Below are 16,092 nucleotides of genomic sequence, written 5' to 3'. Positions count from 1 at the left end.
CTCACGCCAGCACCCACTCCAGCGCCTCGGCGACCGTGCGGTGCCGGAAGACGAAGCCGTCGTCGAGGAGGCGCTGCGGGACGAGTCGCTGACTCGAGAGCAGCAGCTCGTGGCCGGCGTCGCGCAGTGCGAGCTCGATGACCTTCTCGGGCACCGGCAGCTTGAACGGGCGGTGCAGCTGCTCGGCCAGGGTGCTCATGATCTCGTTCGCGGTCGCCGGAGTCGGCCCGGCGAGGTTGACGGGACCAGAGAGCGTCGAGGTCAGGAGGTGGCGGATCGCCGCCGCCTCGTCGTACAGGCTGATCCACGGCCAGACCTGCTCGCCGCCGCCGAGCGGACCGCTGAGGCCGAGCTTCGTCAGGGGGAGCAGCGGCTTGAGTGCTCCGCCGCGACCCAGGACGAGACCGGTGCGGATCGTGGCGACGCGGGTCGACTCCGGTGCGAGGTGCGCCGCCTGCTCCCAGCGCTCGACGACGTCCGCCAGGAACCCGTCGCCGCGCGAGGACTCCTCCGTCAGCTCCTCACCGGGGCGGTCGCCGTAGAAGCCCACGGCCGAGGCGTTGAGCAGGATCGACGGGGGAGTCGCGGCCATCCGCATCGCGTCGGTGATGGTCTGCGTCGCCTGCACGCGCGAGTCGAGGATCTCGCGCTTGTAGGACGAGGTCCACGGCAGGCGGCTGATCGAGGCGCCCGAGAGGTTGATCACGGCGTCGACGCGGTCCAGCACGCTGAAGTCGAGCATGTGCGACGTCGGAGCCCAGTGGTACTCGTCCGCGCTCTCGGGCGCGTGGCGCACCAGGCGGAAGATCTCGTGGCCGTCGGCGCGCAGCTGCCGGGTCAGCTCGGAGCCGATCATGCCGCTCGCGCCCGAGATCAGCACCTTGAGAGGAGCGGCGGGAGCCGACGCAGCGGGGGCGGGAGCGGGGTCGACGGGCGGCAGGACCGCGGGCCGGGGAGCGCTCCCGCGGGTGGAACGGCGGGTCGAGCCGCCGGTCGCGGCTGCGCCGTCCGATTCGCCGGTGTGCCGTGCGGATGAGTCGCTCATGAGTGCCTCCCGAGGCCTGCTGCGGGCGGCCCGCGAGGCGCATCCCAGCCTAGAGCCTCACGCCCGGGAGCCCGCCGAGCGCCCGAGCAGTCCCGCGCGCGCCAGCAGCAGGTAGAGCTCGCAGCCCAGGCAGAGGCCGGACACCGCGTTGAGGACGGCGGCGAGGAACGCGAGCGAGCCCGCCGCCGCCACGGCGTACGGCACACCCGCGAGATGGAGGAGCACCCCGGCGCCCGTCACGACGAGTCCGACCAGCTGCGCGAAGCGGAGCGGGCGAGCGTCCTCCCACTCCCGGGGCGGCGCGAGTCGCGGGCGGACCAGCCGGCGGAACACGACCGCCCACGGACCGGAGCCGACGCCTCGCGCCGCCGACCACGCGAACAGCGCGGCGAGCACGGCGAGCAGGAGGAAGCCCGGCTGCACGAGCCGTTCCGAGAGGTCCGCTCGCGCCGGAGCGGCGAGTGCCAGGCCGACCGTGAGGAGCAGGAGGAGCGCGGTCACGGAGGCGGCGAAGCGCGGACCCCGCGGATCGACGCGGCCGGCGGGGGCGGAAGCGGTCACGGGGTCCTCTCCAGGAGTCGGTCGAGCTCGTCGATCACCACGGAGCGGGAGGGGGCCCCGCTGAGGCGGCTGCGCGCCACTCCGTCGGCATCGAGGACGAGCAGGGTCGGGGTCTGCAGGACGCGGAAGCGGTCGGCGAGGTCGGCGCGGCGGGTGAGGTCGACGTCGAGGTAGACGACGCCGTCCCGCTCCCGGACGAGGGCGTCGAGCATCCGGTGCACGCCCGGGCAGCGGGAGCAGTACTCGGTCGAGAACTGGACGACCGTCGCCGTGGCGCCCAGAACGGCCCCCGAGAGGAGCGAGGCGGGATCGATCCGCTCGGCGGAGGCGACGGGCCGGGCGCGGACACGACCGCTCGCGCGCCGGTGGGCCAGGCCGAGCGCCGCCGCGAGGGCGACGAGTCCGGCCAGCAGGGCGGCGATCAGGAGGGGGTCCACGGGGGAAGGCTAGGCGCGATCCTCGCGCTCGTGCACGTTGTTGCGTCATGAGTCGACCGGCCCCCCGAGTGCTCTATCGTCGTTCCGGTGACCGAGCAGACGAGCGCGACTCCCCCCATGGACTCCGACGGAGAGGGGCACGCGATCGAGTTCCGCTCCGATGTCGTCGTCGAGCTGGTGCGTTCGAGCGCCCACGACTCCGACGTCCTCTTCGCCGCCCGCGTCTCGACGCAGGGCGAGCAGACCCTCGCCGGCGCGCTCGACGCCGAGGAGGCCGACGCCGAGATCCAGCGCAAGCGCGACCGCGGCCTCATCAACTACCTGATGCGCGACCGCCACGGCTCGCCGTTCGAGCACAACTCGATGACCTTCTACGTGCAGGCGCCGATCTTCGTGTTCCGCGAGTTCATGCGGCACCGCATCGCCTCCTACAACGAGGAGTCGGGCCGCTACCGCGAGCTCCGGCCCGTCTTCTACGTGCCCGGCCCCCAGCGCAACCTCGTGCAGGTCGGCAAGCCCGGCGCCTACTCCTTCGAGCCCGGCACGCCGGAGCAGACCGAGCTCGTCGTCGCCGAGACCCGCCGTGCGAGCACGCAGGCCTTCGAGGCCTACCAGCGGATGCTCGGCGAGGGAGTGGCCCGCGAGGTCGCGCGCATCGTCCTCCCGCTCAACATCTACTCGTCGATGTACGTGACGCTGAACGCGCGCTCCCTGATGAACTTCCTCTCGCTGCGCACCAAGCGCGAGGACTCGACGTTCCCCTCCTTCCCGCAGCGCGAGATCGAGATGGCGGCCGAGCAGATGGAGCAGCGCTTCGAGGAGCTCATGCCCCTCACCTACGCCGCCTTCAACGCCAACGGCCGCGTCGCCCCCTAGCCGTCGGGCGGCCTCTGGTACGTCGGATCGCCGCGCGCGAGTCGACCCGGACAGGGACGACTCCGCGCGCGAGGCCCGCTCCGCGTCGACTCGAAACGGAGCAGCCGCTCCAGTGGACGCGGGGCGGGCCCTGCTCGTCGAGGACGCCCCGGTCCGCGTCCTCTCGACGAATCGGTCCCCGCCCGACGAAGCCCCCGGCCACTCCCGCCCGACCCGCTACCCTGGCCTCGTGTCAACTCCGGAGAATCCTTTCGGCCAGGTCCTGGTCGCCCTGGTCACCCCGTTCACCGCCGACGGCGAGGTCGACTGGCCCGGCGTCGAGAAGCACATCGACGACTGCATCCGCGCGGGCGCCGACGGCATCGTCGTGACCGGCACCACGGGCGAGACCAGCACGCTCACCGACCCCGAGAAGATCCGCCTCGTCGAGGTCGGCAAGTCGGTCGCCGCGGGCCGCGCGAAGATCATCACCGGCGGCGGCTCGAACGAGACCGCGCACGCGATGCAGCTCGCCCGCCAGAGCGAGAAGGCCGGCGCCGACGGCAACATGATCGTGACGCCGTACTACAACAAGCCCACGCAGGCCGGCATCCTCACGCACTTCCGGATGATCGCCGACGCGACGGACCTGCCCGTCATCCTCTACGACATCCCGGGGCGCACCGGCGTCCCCATCCGCTACGAGACGATCCTTCGTGCGGCCAAGCACCCGAACATCCTGGCCGTGAAGGACGCCAAGGGCGACCTGTCCGAGGTGAGCCGCGTGCTCAATCAGACCGACCTGATGTACTTCTGCGGCGACGACGCGAACGTGCTGCCCGAGCTCGCGATCGGAGCGACGGGCCTCATCGGCGTCACCGCCAACATCGCGTCCTCGCCCTACCGCACCATCGTCGACGCGGTGAACGCGGGCGACCTGCGTGCCGCGACCCTCGCCCACCAGCAGCTCGAGCCGCTCGTGCGCGCCGTGATGACGCACGTCCCCGGCACCGTCGCGGCGAAGTACATCCTCCACGGTCTCGGCCGCATCTCCTCCCCGCGCGTGCGCCTGCCCCTGGTCGGCCCGGAGGAGTCGGAGGCGGCGCTCATCGAGGACGAGCTCGGCCTCGTGCGCGACATCCCCGGCGTCGACTTCCGCAACTTCCGCCCCGACCGCAACGCGGCCGCCGGCGGCGCCCTCCCCAAGGTCGCCGGCACCACACGCTGACGCCGCTCGAGCGGCACCTCCACCGAGAACCGAACGAAGAGGAGGGCGCATGCCCAGTCCCGTGATCACCCCGCCGGAGCTCGCGGCCGGCACGCTGCGCATCATCCCGCTGGGCGGTCTCGGCGAGATCGGCCGCAACATGACGATCTTCGAGATCGACGGGAAGATCCTGGTCGTGGACTGCGGCGTGCTCTTCCCCGAGGAGAACCAGCCGGGCGTCGATCTGATCCTCCCCGACTTCTCCCCGATCAAGGACCGCCTCGACGACATCGTGGGCGTCGTCCTGACCCACGGCCACGAGGACCACATCGGCGCCGTCCCGTACCTCCTGAAGCTCAAGCGCGACATCCCGCTCATCGGCTCGACGCTCACCCTCGCGCTGGTCGAGGCGAAGCTCAAGGAGCACCGGATCAAGCCGTACACGCTGGCGGTGAAGGAGGGCGACATCGAGAACCTCGGGCCCTTCGAGCTCGAGTTCGTCGCCGTGAACCACTCCATCCCGGATGCGCTCGCCGTCGCGATCATCACGGACGCGGGCTCAGTCCTGCACACCGGCGACTTCAAGATGGACCAGCTGCCCCTGGACGGCCGGATCACGGACCTCCGCGCCTTCGCCCGACTGGGCGAGGAGGGCATCGACCTCTTCATGGTCGATTCGACGAACGCCGACGTCCCCGGATTCACGCCGAACGAGCGCGACATCGGCCCGGTCATCGAGAGCGTGATGGCGAAGGCGTCGCGCCGCGTCATCGTCGCGAGCTTCTCGAGCCACGTCCACCGCGTGCAGCAGGTCCTCGACGCCGCGCACGCGAACGGGCGACGCGTCGCGCTGCTGGGCCGCTCGATGGTCCGCAACATGGGCATCGCCGCCGACCTCGGCTACCTCAGGGTGCCGCAGGGCGTGCTGATCGACTTCAAGAAGGCGGGGGACATCCCCGAGGACCGGATCGTCTACATGTCGACCGGCTCCCAGGGCGAGCCGATGGCGGTCCTCAGCCGCATGGCGAACCTCGACCACCAGATCGAGCCGGGGGAGGGCGACACCGTCATCCTCGCGTCGAGCCTCATCCCCGGCAACGAGAACGCCGTCTACCGCGTGATCAACGGCCTGACCAGGCTCGGCGCGACCGTGGTGCACAAGGGCAACGCCAAGGTGCACGTCTCGGGTCACGCGGCGGCCGGCGAGCTGATCTACTGCTACAACATCCTCAAGCCGCTCAACGTCATGCCGGTGCACGGCGAGTACCGCCACCTCGTCGCGAACGCGAAGCTCGCGCGCGACACGGGCATCGCGGAGGAGAACACGATCATCGCCGAGGACGGCACGGTCCTCGACCTCCTCGACGGCACGGTCACCCGGGTCGGGCAGCTCGATCTCGGCTTCGTCTACGTCGACGGCTCGACGGTCGGCGAGATCACGGACGCCGATCTCAAGGACCGCCGCATCCTCAGCGAGGAGGGCTTCATCTCGATCATCGTCGTCGTGGAGGCGGGGACGGGCCGCATCGTCGTCGGCCCCGAGATCCACGCCAAGGGCTTCGCCGAGGACGACCGCGTCTTCGACGAGGTGAAGCCGCGCATCGCGAAGGCGCTGGAGGAGGCGGTGCAGAGCGGAGTCAGCGATCAGCACGCCCTGTCCCAGACCATCCGCCGCGTCGTCGGCCGCTGGGTGAACTCCAGCTACCGCCGCCGGCCGATGATCGTGCCGCTCGTCATCGAGGCCTGACCCGGCGGGCGGGGGAGCGCTGCTCCCGAGTCCGCCGCATCCGACGAGAGGGCGCACCGCCCGCCGGGGGAACCACCGACCGAGCAGCCAGGAGGCCGCACGTGGAGTACAGGATCCGCACCGCCCGGAGCGAGGACGCGCCGTTCCTCGCCGACATGCTGGTCGAGGCCGCCAACTGGAACTGGACGACCGCCAGGACCCGGATCGACGTCCTCGAGGAGGAGTCCACCCGCCGGTACGTCGCGGGCTGGCCCCGCCCGGGAGACCTGGGCTCGATCGCCGAGACAGGTGAGGGAGAGCGGATCGGCGCGTGCTGGTCGCGCCTGTTCACGACCGCCGTGCCGGGACGCGGCTTCGTCGCGCCGGGCGTCCCCGAGCTCACGCTCGGAGTCCGGCCGGTCTGGCGGGCGCAGGGAGTGGGGCGCGCGCTGCTCAAGGCGGCGCTCGAGCAGGCGCGGTCGGCCGGCTACGCCCGGGTGTCGCTGAGCGTCGCGACCGACAACTTCGCCCGCCGCCTGTACCGCAGCGAAGGCTTCACGGCCGTCGCCGACCGGGGCGACGCCGAGACCATGGTCGCCACCCTGCGCTGAGCGCCCGCCTCGGCGCGGGTCCCCGGCGATGACGGGGGGCTGCAGGTACGGTGGCAGCATGGCCACGAGTACCAAGACGACCTCCCGCGGGCGGGAGCTCGCCCGCGCGCTCCGGCGCGCCGCGTTCCGGCCGGGGCTCGGGGCGGGGAGCGGCCGAGACGAAGGCCACCGTCGCCTTCGACTCCGGTCCGCGCACCAACGTCCTCGTCCGCCTGTGGATGACGCTCGCGCACGTCGTGGGCGGCGCCGCGCGCGCTCTCGGCCCCGAGCGCCTCGCGAAGGAGGAGCGCCGCGACGGCGTGCCGTTCCTCCTGGTCCTGCTGGGCGTCGTCGGAGCGGTGGTCGAGTGGTTCCTCGCGGGCGATCCCGTCGCCCAGGTGCTCGACGCGTGGAGCTTCGGCGCCCTCTTCGGACGGGTGGCCTACGTCCTCCCGGTGGTCCTCGTGCTCTTCGCGCTGTGGCTCTTCCGGCACCCGAGCTCCGTCGACGACAACGGCCGGATCGGCGTGGGCCTGTCGTTCCTGCTGATCGCCTCCGCCGGCATCTGCCACGCCCACCTCGGCACGCCCTACCCGGGCGACGGCATCCTCCGCATGGCCGCCGCCGGCGGCGTGCTCGGCTGGCTGGTCGGCGCCCCGCTGGTCGCGATCGCGACCGTGCCCGGCGCGACGGTGGTGCTCTCCGCCGTCATCCTGCTCTCGCTCTTCATCATCACCAAGACGCCGCCGAACAGGCTCGGCTCGCGGTTCCGCGACCTCTACTCCTACCTGTTCGGCGCTCCGGTCGTCGACGACGAGGAGCGGGCCCGTCTGAAGGCCGAGAAGGCCGCCGCCAAGGCGGCCGCCAAGGCCGAGGCCGAGTCGTCCGACGACCAGGAGGACGGCGGTGAGCTGCCCTGGTGGCGCCGGACCGAGTCCGGCCGCGAGGACGAGCCGATGGTGCAGGCCGAGCTCCCGATCGACTCCCTCGCCGAGGTCGACGACGAGCCGAAGGGCCGCCGCGGCCGCTCCCGCACGAAGGGCTTTGACACCGCGCTCGAGGAGCACGACGAGCCCTCCGACCCGCCGACGCGCTCCTACGAGACCCAGGTGCTCTCCGACGTCGAGGACGCCGAGGCGGCCCTCGCGCGCTTCGAGCGCTCCGGTGCCGCCACCACTCCCGTCGGGGTCGTCGACGACGACGCGACCGGAGTCATCCGACTGGACGACCTCGACGTCGCGCCCGCCGTCCCGGTGCCGCCGGTCATCGAGACCGGCCCCATCGCCCCCGTGCCCGCCGAGGACCCGACCGCCGGCTTCGACTCCTCGTTCGAGGACGACACCCCCTACCGGCTCCCGTCGGCCGCCGCGCTGTCCACCGGCACGCCGTCCAAGGCGCGCTCCGCGGCGAACGACGAGATGGTCCGCGCGATCACCGAGGTGCTGCAGCAGTTCAACGTCGACGCCACGGTCACCGGCTTCTCCCGGGGGCCCACTGTCACGCGCTACGAGATCGAGCTCGGTCCTGGCGTGAAGGTCGAGCGCGTCACCGCGCTGAGCAAGAACCTCTCCTACGCCGTCGCCAGCAACGAGGTCCGGATCCTCTCGCCGATCCCCGGCAAGAGCGCCATCGGCGTCGAGATCCCGAACACCGACCGCGAGATCGTGTCGCTGGGCGACGTCCTGCGCTCCTCGGCCTCCACGACGTCGACCCATCCGATGACCATCGGGGTCGGCAAGGACGTCGAGGGCGGCTACGTCGTGGCGAACCTCGCCAAGATGCCGCACCTCCTGGTCGCCGGCTCCACCGGCTCCGGCAAGTCCAGCTTCGTGAACTCCATGATCACGAGCCTGCTCATGCGCGCGCGGCCGCAGGACGTCCGCATGGTCCTCATCGACCCCAAGCGCGTCGAGCTGACGATCTACGGAGGCGTGCCGCACCTCATCACGCCCATCATCACGAACCCCAAGAAGGCGGCCGAAGCGCTGCAGTGGGTCGTGAAGGAGATGGACATGCGGTACGACGACCTCGCGTCGTTCGGCTACCGCCACATCGACGACTTCAACGCCGCTGTCCGCGGCGGCGAGATCGTCCTGCCGCCGGGCAGCAACCGCGTGCTGAAGCCGTACCCCTACCTGCTGGTGGTCGTCGACGAGCTGGCCGACCTGATGATGGTCGCCCCGCGCGACGTCGAGGACTCGATCGTCCGCATCACCCAGCTCGCGCGCGCCTCCGGCATCCACCTGGTGCTCGCGACCCAGCGCCCGAGCGTCGACGTCGTCACCGGCCTGATCAAGGCCAACGTGCCGAGCCGTCTCGCGTTCGCGGTCACGAGCGTCACCGACTCCCGGGTGATCCTCGACCAGCCGGGCGCCGACAAGCTGATCGGCCAGGGCGACGGACTCTTCCTGCCGATGGGCACGAACAAGCCGATGCGCGTGCAGGGCGCGTGGGTCCGCGAGGACGAGATCGCGAAGGTCGTCGAGCACGTCACCCGGCAGGCGCAGCCCGAGTATCGCCAGGACATCACCGTCCAGGCGCAGCGCAAGGAGGTCGACTCCGACATCGGGGACGACCTCGAGCTGCTCGTCGCCGCGGCCGAGCTCGTGGTCAGCACGCAGTTCGGCTCGACGTCCATGCTCCAGCGCAAGCTCCGTGTCGGGTTCGCGAAGGCGGGGCGGTTGATGGACCTCCTCGAGTCGCGCGAGGTCGTCGGGCCCTCCGAGGGGTCCAAGGCCCGCGACGTCCTGGTGACCGCCGAGCAGCTGCCCGGGGTTCTGGCCCGCATGCGCGGAGAGGAGCCGGGCGAGGCTCCCGTCGCACCCTCCGCGGTCGCTCCGGACCCCTACGACGACCCGCTGGCCGAGCCGACCGGTCCCACTGCCGTCGACTACCACGACCACGACGAGAGCTCGGACGACGACGCCTGGCACCTCACGGGACGCGACTGAGCGATGATCCGCGCGGCGCACCGGACGACCACGACGAACGCAGGAGCACGATGAGCACTCCCACTCACGACCAGGCCTCGCCGGTGAGCAACTGGAACCTGCCGAACGCGATCACCGTGGTGCGGATCCTGCTCGCGCCGGTGTTCTTCTGGATGCTGCTCGCCGACGGGGGAGACGACGGCGGCCTCCGGATCGCGGCCGCGCTGCTCTTCATCGTCGCCATCGCGACCGACGGCATCGACGGGCACATCGCCCGCAGCCGCGGCCTGGTCACCGATCTCGGCAAGCTGCTCGACCCCATCGCCGACAAGGTGCTGACCGGCGCCGCCCTCATCGGGCTCTCGATCCTCCTCGAGCTGCCGTGGTGGGTGACGATCCTCGTCCTCGTGCGCGAGATCGGCATCACCGTGTTCCGGATGGCCGTGCTGTCCGATCGCGTGATCCCCGCCTCGCGCGGGGGCAAGCTGAAGACGATCGCGCAGTCCGTGGCCCTCTCGCTCGCGCTGCTGCCGTTCTGGAACGTGCTCGGCGAGTGGGTGCACTGGCTGAACGGCGCGACCATGACCGTCGCCGTCGTCCTCACCGTCGCGACGGGCGTCGACTACCTCGCCGACGCCGCCCGCCAGAGTCGAGCGGCACGCCGGGCGTGATCGCCGAGGCGCTCGTCCGCGCGCTGGAGGCCCGCGGACTCGGACTCGCCGTGGCGGAGTCGCTCACCGGCGGAGCACTGAGCTCCGCGATCGTGGAGGTGCCCGGCGCCTCGGTGGTGCACCGCGGAGCCGTGGTGAGCTACGCGACCGACCTCAAGCACCGGCTGCTCGGCGTCGACGGGGCGCTCCTGGAGGCGGAGGGCCCGGTGCACCCCGAGGTCGCGCTGCAGATGGCCCGGGGAGCGGCCGAGCGGCTCGGAGCCGTCGGCGCCCGCACGGTCGGCATCGCGACCACCGGAGTCGCGGGGCCGGACCCGCAGGGAGGCCGCGCGGTGGGCACGGTCTTCATCGCCGTGGTGCTCGGAGGTCTCGAGACGGTGCGCGAGCACCGCTTCGAGGGCGACCGTGCGGGGATCCGGGCGGCGAGCGTACAAGCGGCCCTGCGCCTGGCCGAGGAGACCGTCGCGCACTCCTCGGACGAGGCCGCCTGAGTATTCCGGAATCGCTCCGGAATCGTGGAATGCCCTGGGTTTCGCCCCGGTTACATCTGACGTCGCTCACACGCAAAGTCCAGTCATCCGGTATTAGAGTCGACTCACACGAGCCGGGTAGTGAACAGCTATCCGGTTCCTTCGTACACACCCCCCTTCGAATTCATGCTCCGGCATCACTCGACGAGACCGTGGACGAAGAAGCGGTTGACGTGGAGAAGGAGGGTCCAATGGTTCTAGTTCGTCAGGAGATCGGCGATGTCCTCAGGGACTTCCGCCTGCAGAAAGGTCGCACGCTGCGCCAGGTGGCCAGCAAGGCGAGTGTCGCTCTGGGCTACCTGAGCGAGGTCGAGCGAGGTCAGAAGGAGGCCTCCTCGGAGATCCTCGCCTCTGTCGCCGATGCGCTCGACACCCCCATCTCCGTGATCATGCGCGAAGTCGGAGACCGGCTCGCGGTGATCGAGGGGATCGACACCATTCCCGACACCATCCCGGCCGACATGGTCGCCGGATTCGACGCGGACCTCGTCACGCGGTAGACGGTCCCGCCCGCTTCATCCCCCACCTCCATTCCACGCGAAGGGCGCCCCGGCTCCGGCCCGGGCGCCTTTCGTCGTTCCCGGCCGGCCGCCTCTGCGGTTAGCGTGGAGTCATGAGGTTGAGCGAGTTCCGACAGCTGGTCGACGACGAGTTCGGGGCGTCCTACGCCCGCGTGCTCGTGTCCGATCTCGTGCTGACCGAGCTCGACGGGCGGACGGCGGACCGGGCGCTCCGGGACGGTGCGGAGCCCCGGGAGGTCTGGCTCGCCCTGTGCCGCGCGAGCGACGTGCCCGAGAGCCGCTGGCACGGGATCGACCCGAAGAGCCGTCGCCGCTGAGCCGTCGCTCGCCCTGACTCCCGAAGTCGTGTTCGACACGCCGGGTGCCGATGATCGAAGTCGTGTTCGATCGGGTCTAGGCTCCTCCACAGAAGCAGGAACGCCGCCGTGTCCACGGAGGCGCTCGCGCCGGGCGCCGATGTCGGTGGTCCGGCATACCGTGATGACAAGTCAACGGACCTGCTTCACCGCCTTGTCGCAGCCGGCCGGCGTCGTGTTCACCACGGCGGCATCACCGGCACGACGCGACAGCCTGTAGGCGATACCACCCCGACACGAGAGCGAGACGGCCATGCCCAGTTCCTCAGACCGCGAGAAGTCCCTCGAGACCGCACTCGCGCAGATCGACCGCCAGTTCGGCAAGGGCGCCGTCATGCGCCTCGGCAGCGACGAGCGCGCCCCCGTCGAGGTGATCCAGACCGGCTCGATCGCCCTCGACGTCGCGCTCGGCATCGGCGGGCTCCCGCGCGGCCGCATCGTCGAGATCTACGGCCCCGAGTCCTCCGGTAAGACGACGCTGACGCTGCACGCCATCGCGAACGCGCAGCGCAACGGCGGCATCGCGGCGTTCATCGACGCCGAGCACGCGCTCGACCCCGAGTACGCCAAGAAACTCGGCGTCGACATCGACTCCCTGCTCGTGTCCCAGCCCGACACCGGAGAGCAGGCCCTCGAGATCGCCGACATGCTCGTCCGCTCGGGGTCCATCGACCTGATCGTCATCGACTCCGTCGCCGCACTCGTGCCGCGTGCCGAGATCGAGGGCGAGATGGGCGACTCTCACGTCGGCCTGCAGGCGCGCCTCATGTCCCAGGCGCTGCGCAAGCTCACCGGCGGACTGAACACCACCAACACCACGATGATCTTCATCAACCAGCTCCGCGAGAAGATCGGCGTCTTCTTCGGCAGCCCCGAGACCACCGCCGGCGGCAAGGCGCTCAAGTTCTACGCGTCGGTCCGCCTCGACATCCGCCGCATCGAGACGCTGAAGGACGGTACCGACGCGGTCGGCAACCGCACCCGCGTCAAGGTCGTCAAGAACAAGATGGCGCCGCCGTTCAAGCAGGCGGAGTTCGACATCCTCTACGGCATCGGCATCTCGCGCGAGGGAAGCCTCATCGACTTCGGTGTCGAGCACGAGATCGTCCGCAAGTCGGGTGCCTGGTACACCTACGACGGCGACCAGCTCGGACAGGGCAAGGAGAAGGCGCGCCAGTTCCTCATCGACAACCCCGACATCGCGGCAGAGATCGAGAAGCGCATCCTCATCAAGCTGGGTGTCGTCGCCGATCCGAACGCGGTGAAGGACGCCGCTCCGGTCGCGATCGAGACCAAGCAGCCCGTCGCCAAGCAGCCCGTCCGCAAGGGCGCTCGAGCCCGGTGCGAGACGCGAACGGGGAGAGGGCCGAGGGTCGTCCCGTGGCCTTCCTCCCCTGGGTCACGGACGGCGAGCAGGAGACGGAGGCGTCCGCCTCCGCTCCGACGGGCGCGGGCGACGGGCGGACGGATCGGATCGCCGAGCTGTCGGCCCACGTCGCCCGCCGCTCGCCGGCCGCTCCCGAGGCGGCCCTCCCCGAGTCCACTCCTGCTGAGGAGGCCGCCGACGAGGACGACGAGGCGTTCGAGCTGCCCGAGGAGCCCGATCCCGAGCAGATCGCCGACCGCATCGTCCGTGGCCTCTCGCGCAAGAGCCTGTCGGTCGCCGAGGTCGAGGCGCGCCTCTACACCGAGGGCGTCGCCGAGAAGGACGCACTCGAGATCCTCGAGCGGTTCGCCCGCTTCGGCTACCTCGACGACCACCGGATGGCCGAGCAGCTCGTCACGCAGCTGCGCGAGCGCAAGAAGCTCGGCAGGTCCTCGATCATGCAGGAGCTCCGCGGGCGCAAGCTCGACCCCGATGCCATCGCCGCGGCGCTCGACGAGCTCGACGGCGACGACGAGTACCGCACCGCCGTCGAGCTCGCGCGCAAGCGCCTGCCGAGCCTGCGCTCCCTGTCGGACGAGGTGGCGGAGCGGCGCCTCACCGGGTTTTTGGCGCGCCGCGGCTACTCCGGCGCCCTCGTGCAGCGCGTCGTGCGCGAGACCGTCCGCAAGCCCGGCTCGAGCGTCCGCTTCCGCTGAGCCGCTCGGGGTGCTCCCACCCCGAGGGCGCGCCGAGAGCGATCCGAGCGGCGCGTAGAATCCCAGACCATGACCACGCTCATCCCCGCTCCGGTCTCCGCTGCCGGTGCCCGCCCGAGGACCTACGAGGTCCGGACGTTCGGCTGCCAGATGAACGTCCACGACTCCGAGCGGCTGAGCGGGTCGCTCGAGGCGGCGGGGTACGTCCCGGCCGACGGCGCCGAGGCCGACGTCGTCGTCATCAACACCTGCGCCGTGCGGGAGAACGCCGACAACAAGCTCTACGGGAACCTCGGCCACCTCGCCTCGGTCAAACGCCGCCACGAGGGCATGCAGATCGCCGTCGGCGGCTGCCTGGCGCAGAAGGACAAGAACGTCATCCTCGACAAGGCCCCGTGGGTCGATGTGGTCTTCGGCACCCACAACATGGGCGCTCTGCCGAGCCTGCTCGAGCGCGCCCGCCACAACGAGGAGGCGCAGCTCGAGATCCTCGAGTCGCTCGACGTCTTCCCGTCGACGCTCCCCACCAAGCGCGACTCGACCTACAGCGGGTGGGTGTCCATCTCGGTGGGCTGCAACAACACCTGCACGTTCTGCATCGTCCCCTCGCTCCGCGGCAAGGAGAAGGACCGCCGTCCCGGCGACGTCCTTGCCGAGATCCAGGCCCTCGTCGACGACGGGGCCATCGAGGTGACCCTCCTCGGGCAGAACGTGAACTCCTACGGCGTCGAGTTCGGCGACCGCCAGGCGTTCTCGAAGCTGCTGCGCGCCGCAGGCACTGATCGACGGGCTCGAGCGGATCCGCTTCACGAGCCCCCACCCCGCGGCCTTCACCGACGACGTCATCGACGCGATGGCCGAGACTCCGGCCGTCATGCCTCAGCTGCACATGCCCCTGCAGTCGGGGTCCGACCGGGTGCTCAAGGCGATGCGCCGCTCGTACCGCTCCGAGCGCTTCCTCGGGATCCTCGACCGGGTGCGGGCGCGGATCCCGCACGCCGCCATCAGCACCGACATCATCGTCGGGTTCCCCGGCGAGACCGAGGCCGACTTCGCCGAGACGCTGCGCGTGGTCGAGGAGGCGCGCTTCGCCTCGGCGTTCACCTTCCAGTACTCGATCAGGCCCGGGACCCCTGCGGCGACGATGCCCGACCAGCTGCCCAAGCAGGTGGTGCAGGAGCGCTACGAGCGCCTCGTCGCCCTGCAGGACGCGATCAGCGAGCAGGAGAACCGCACGGTCGTCGGCCGCGAGGTCGAGGTGCTGGTCGCCACGGGGGAGGGTCGCCGCGACGCCGAGACGCACCGCCTCAGCGGTCGTGCCGAGGACAGCCGGCTCGTCCACTTCGACGTGCCCGCCGGTTCGGAGCAGCCGCGGCCCGGAGACGTCGTCTCGGTCCTGGTCACCCGTGCCGCTCCGTTCTACCTGCTCGCCGACTCCCCGGACGGAGCGCCGCTGCGCATCCGCAGGACCCGGGCGGGCGACGCGTGGGACCGCGCGCAGACGGAGTCGTGCGGCGTGCCGTCGACCGGCGGCACCGGCGCGCCGCGGGTCTCCCTCGGCCTGCCGGCGCTCCGCGCGCGGCCGGCGGCGCTGACGACTCCGATCTACGACGCTCTCGATGGCGAGCGCTGAGGCGGGAGCACCCGAGCTGATCGCGGTCGTCGGGGCCACGGGCACGGGCAAGTCCGAGCTCGCCCTCGATCTCGCCGAGCGGGTGCGCGCGGCCGGCCGGTCGGCCGAGATCGTCAACGCCGACGCCATGCAGCTCTACCGCGGCATGGACATCGGGACGGCGAAGCTCCGTCCCGACGAGCGGCGCGGGATCCCGCACCACCTCCTCGACGTCCTCGACGTCACCGAGGAGGCGTCGGTCGCGCGCTACCAGTCCGAGGCGCGCCGCGTCGTCGACGAAGTGCTGGCGCGCGGGGCCCTGCCGATCCTGGTCGGTGGCTCAGGTCTGTACGTCTCGAGCGTCGTCTTCGAGTTCTCGTTCGCGGGCACCGACCCCGAGGTGCGCCGAGCGCTCGAGGAGACGGCGGAGCGCGAGGGCGCGGCCGTCCTGTTCGAGCGCCTGCGCGCCGTGGACGAGGTCGTCGCTGCTCGGATCGGCCCGCACAACGTCCGCCGCATCGTCCGCGCCCTCGAGATCACCGAGCTCACCGGCACCCCGAACAGCGCCCTGATGTCCGACGAGCCTGACCTCTGGCGGCCGGCGGAGCTGCTGTTCCTCGAGGCGCCCCGCGACGTCCTGGTGCGCCGGCTTGACGAGCGGGTCGAGCGGATGTGGGCCGACGGCGTGCTCGACGAGGTGGAGCGGCTGGTGCCCCTCGGGATCGAGCGAGGCGTCACCGCGAGCCGCGCGATCGGCTACGCCCAGGCGCTCGGGCAGCGTGCGGGCGAGCTCTCGCGGGAGGAGGCGATCGCCTCGACGCAATCGCTCACCCGCCGCTACGCCCGGCGGCAGAACAGCTGGTTCCGCCGCTACCGCGACGCCCACCGCCTCCCGTCGGGAGCACCGGATCTGGCGGCACGGGCCGCGGTCGCAGCCCAGCTCGACGACTCCGCTCCTCGCTAGGCTGT

Annotated in this window: 15 protein-coding genes and 2 pseudogenes; 13 read left to right on the top strand and 4 right to left on the bottom strand. The window is 71.2% G+C overall.

The window, feature by feature from the left end; translation table 11 throughout:
• Position 1 precedes the first annotated feature (1 nt).
• From AC0CID_RS05885 to AC0CID_RS05875, 3 genes are read right to left on the bottom strand one after another with little or no spacing between them, the layout of a single operon-like run.
• The gene (locus tag AC0CID_RS05885) at positions 2 to 1,045 is read right to left on the bottom strand and encodes a TIGR01777 family oxidoreductase (RefSeq protein ID WP_465226080.1); all 1,044 of its coding nucleotides are present in this window, start codon (positions 1,043 to 1,045) and stop codon (positions 2 to 4) included.
• 57 nt (positions 1,046 to 1,102) lie between these two features.
• The gene (locus AC0CID_RS05880) at positions 1,103 to 1,606 is read right to left on the bottom strand and encodes a DUF4395 domain-containing protein (RefSeq protein WP_465226079.1); all 504 of its coding nucleotides are present in this window, start codon (positions 1,604 to 1,606) and stop codon (positions 1,103 to 1,105) included.
• Positions 1,603 to 2,043 carry a TlpA family protein disulfide reductase gene (locus tag AC0CID_RS05875; RefSeq protein WP_465226078.1) on the bottom strand — a complete coding sequence of 147 codons (441 nt, stop codon included), beginning with the start codon at positions 2,041 to 2,043 and terminating at the stop codon, positions 1,603 to 1,605. Before AC0CID_RS05875 ends, AC0CID_RS05880 begins: the two co-directional genes overlap by 4 nt.
• A gap of 117 nt (positions 2,044 to 2,160) precedes the next feature.
• On the opposite strand from AC0CID_RS05875, the gene thyX reads away from it, so the two are divergent.
• The 9 genes from thyX to AC0CID_RS05830 all read left to right on the top strand — a co-directional run bounded on the left by thyX (position 2,161) and on the right by AC0CID_RS05830 (position 11,390).
• On the top strand, positions 2,161 to 2,919 hold the full coding sequence (thyX, locus tag AC0CID_RS05870; RefSeq protein ID WP_207405880.1) for an FAD-dependent thymidylate synthase: 759 nt from the start codon (positions 2,161 to 2,163) through the stop codon (positions 2,917 to 2,919).
• 229 nt (positions 2,920 to 3,148) lie between these two features.
• Positions 3,149 to 4,126, top strand: coding sequence for a 4-hydroxy-tetrahydrodipicolinate synthase (dapA, locus tag AC0CID_RS05865; protein ID WP_207405810.1), 978 nt, complete (start codon positions 3,149 to 3,151; stop codon positions 4,124 to 4,126).
• 49 nt (positions 4,127 to 4,175) lie between these two features.
• Positions 4,176 to 5,852 (top strand): ribonuclease J, encoded by a 1,677-nt coding sequence (locus tag AC0CID_RS05860; RefSeq protein ID WP_465226077.1) that lies wholly within the window; start codon positions 4,176 to 4,178, stop codon positions 5,850 to 5,852.
• Positions 5,853 to 5,953: 101 nt separating this feature from the next.
• Positions 5,954 to 6,442: an N-acetyltransferase family protein gene (locus AC0CID_RS05855; protein ID WP_465226076.1), complete on the top strand. Its 489-nt coding sequence runs from the start codon at positions 5,954 to 5,956 to the stop codon at positions 6,440 to 6,442.
• A 218-nt stretch (positions 6,443 to 6,660) separates the two neighbouring features.
• Positions 6,661 to 9,372, top strand: a complete 2,712-nt coding sequence (locus AC0CID_RS05850; protein WP_465228057.1) for an FtsK/SpoIIIE family DNA translocase — start codon at positions 6,661 to 6,663, stop codon at positions 9,370 to 9,372.
• A gap of 50 nt (positions 9,373 to 9,422) precedes the next feature.
• The gene (pgsA, locus tag AC0CID_RS05845) at positions 9,423 to 10,022 is read left to right on the top strand and encodes a CDP-diacylglycerol--glycerol-3-phosphate 3-phosphatidyltransferase (protein ID WP_465226075.1); all 600 of its coding nucleotides are present in this window, start codon (positions 9,423 to 9,425) and stop codon (positions 10,020 to 10,022) included.
• Positions 10,019 to 10,513 carry a CinA family protein gene (locus tag AC0CID_RS05840; RefSeq protein ID WP_465226074.1) on the top strand — a complete coding sequence of 165 codons (495 nt, stop codon included), beginning with the start codon at positions 10,019 to 10,021 and terminating at the stop codon, positions 10,511 to 10,513. The genes pgsA and AC0CID_RS05840 overlap by 4 nt, the downstream gene beginning before the upstream one ends.
• A gap of 230 nt (positions 10,514 to 10,743) precedes the next feature.
• The gene (locus AC0CID_RS05835) at positions 10,744 to 11,052 is read left to right on the top strand and encodes a helix-turn-helix domain-containing protein (protein ID WP_055793878.1); all 309 of its coding nucleotides are present in this window, start codon (positions 10,744 to 10,746) and stop codon (positions 11,050 to 11,052) included.
• Between the two features lie 113 nt (positions 11,053 to 11,165).
• A complete protein-coding gene (locus tag AC0CID_RS05830) occupies positions 11,166 to 11,390 on the top strand; it encodes a DUF3046 domain-containing protein (protein ID WP_207405818.1) in 225 nt (74 codons plus the stop codon).
• A gap of 171 nt (positions 11,391 to 11,561) precedes the next feature.
• Here AC0CID_RS05830 and AC0CID_RS05825 read toward each other — a convergent pair whose 3' ends face one another.
• On the bottom strand, positions 11,562 to 11,684 hold the full coding sequence (locus AC0CID_RS05825; RefSeq protein WP_278250064.1) for a hypothetical protein: 123 nt from the start codon (positions 11,682 to 11,684) through the stop codon (positions 11,562 to 11,564).
• On the opposite strand from AC0CID_RS05825, the pseudogene recA reads away from it, so the two are divergent.
• The 4 genes and pseudogenes from recA to miaA form a co-directional block, all read left to right on the top strand.
• Positions 11,683 to 12,762 (top strand): annotated as a pseudogene (recA, locus tag AC0CID_RS05820) (recombinase RecA); the annotation flags it as partial. The gene AC0CID_RS05825 and the pseudogene recA sit on opposite strands and share 2 nt — an antisense overlap.
• Positions 12,763 to 12,809: 47 nt before the next feature.
• Positions 12,810 to 13,511, top strand: a complete 702-nt coding sequence (locus tag AC0CID_RS05815; RefSeq protein WP_465226073.1) for a regulatory protein RecX — start codon at positions 12,810 to 12,812, stop codon at positions 13,509 to 13,511.
• A gap of 69 nt (positions 13,512 to 13,580) precedes the next feature.
• Positions 13,581 to 15,144, top strand: a pseudogene (gene miaB / locus AC0CID_RS05810) (tRNA (N6-isopentenyl adenosine(37)-C2)-methylthiotransferase MiaB).
• Positions 15,131 to 16,087, top strand: a complete 957-nt coding sequence (gene miaA / locus AC0CID_RS05805; RefSeq protein WP_465226072.1) for a tRNA (adenosine(37)-N6)-dimethylallyltransferase MiaA — start codon at positions 15,131 to 15,133, stop codon at positions 16,085 to 16,087. The pseudogene miaB and the gene miaA overlap by 14 nt, the downstream one beginning before the upstream one ends.
• The last annotated feature ends 5 nt before the right edge of the window (positions 16,088 to 16,092 follow it).

The sequence above is a fragment of the Rathayibacter sp. AC451 genome (assembly GCF_979253095.1).
The sequence above is the reverse complement of the archived record's forward strand: the minus strand, read 5'-3'. Positions and strand labels throughout refer to the sequence as shown.

Coding starts and splice junctions, on each gene's coding strand:
- AC0CID_RS05885 (WP_465226080.1), bottom strand. CDS start 1,045: ATGAGCGACTCATCCGCACGGCACACCGGCGAATCGGACGGCGCAGCC.
- thyX (WP_207405880.1), top strand. CDS start 2,161: ATGGACTCCGACGGAGAGGGGCACGCGATCGAGTTCCGCTCCGATGTC.
- AC0CID_RS05860 (WP_465226077.1), top strand. CDS start 4,176: ATGCCCAGTCCCGTGATCACCCCGCCGGAGCTCGCGGCCGGCACGCTG.
- AC0CID_RS05850 (WP_465228057.1), top strand. CDS start 6,661: ATGACGCTCGCGCACGTCGTGGGCGGCGCCGCGCGCGCTCTCGGCCCC.
- pgsA (WP_465226075.1), top strand. CDS start 9,423: ATGAGCACTCCCACTCACGACCAGGCCTCGCCGGTGAGCAACTGGAAC.
- AC0CID_RS05835 (WP_055793878.1), top strand. CDS start 10,744: ATGGTTCTAGTTCGTCAGGAGATCGGCGATGTCCTCAGGGACTTCCGC.
- AC0CID_RS05830 (WP_207405818.1), top strand. CDS start 11,166: ATGAGGTTGAGCGAGTTCCGACAGCTGGTCGACGACGAGTTCGGGGCG.
- AC0CID_RS05825 (WP_278250064.1), bottom strand. CDS start 11,684: ATGGCCGTCTCGCTCTCGTGTCGGGGTGGTATCGCCTACAGGCTGTCG.
- miaA (WP_465226072.1), top strand. CDS start 15,131: ATGGCGAGCGCTGAGGCGGGAGCACCCGAGCTGATCGCGGTCGTCGGG.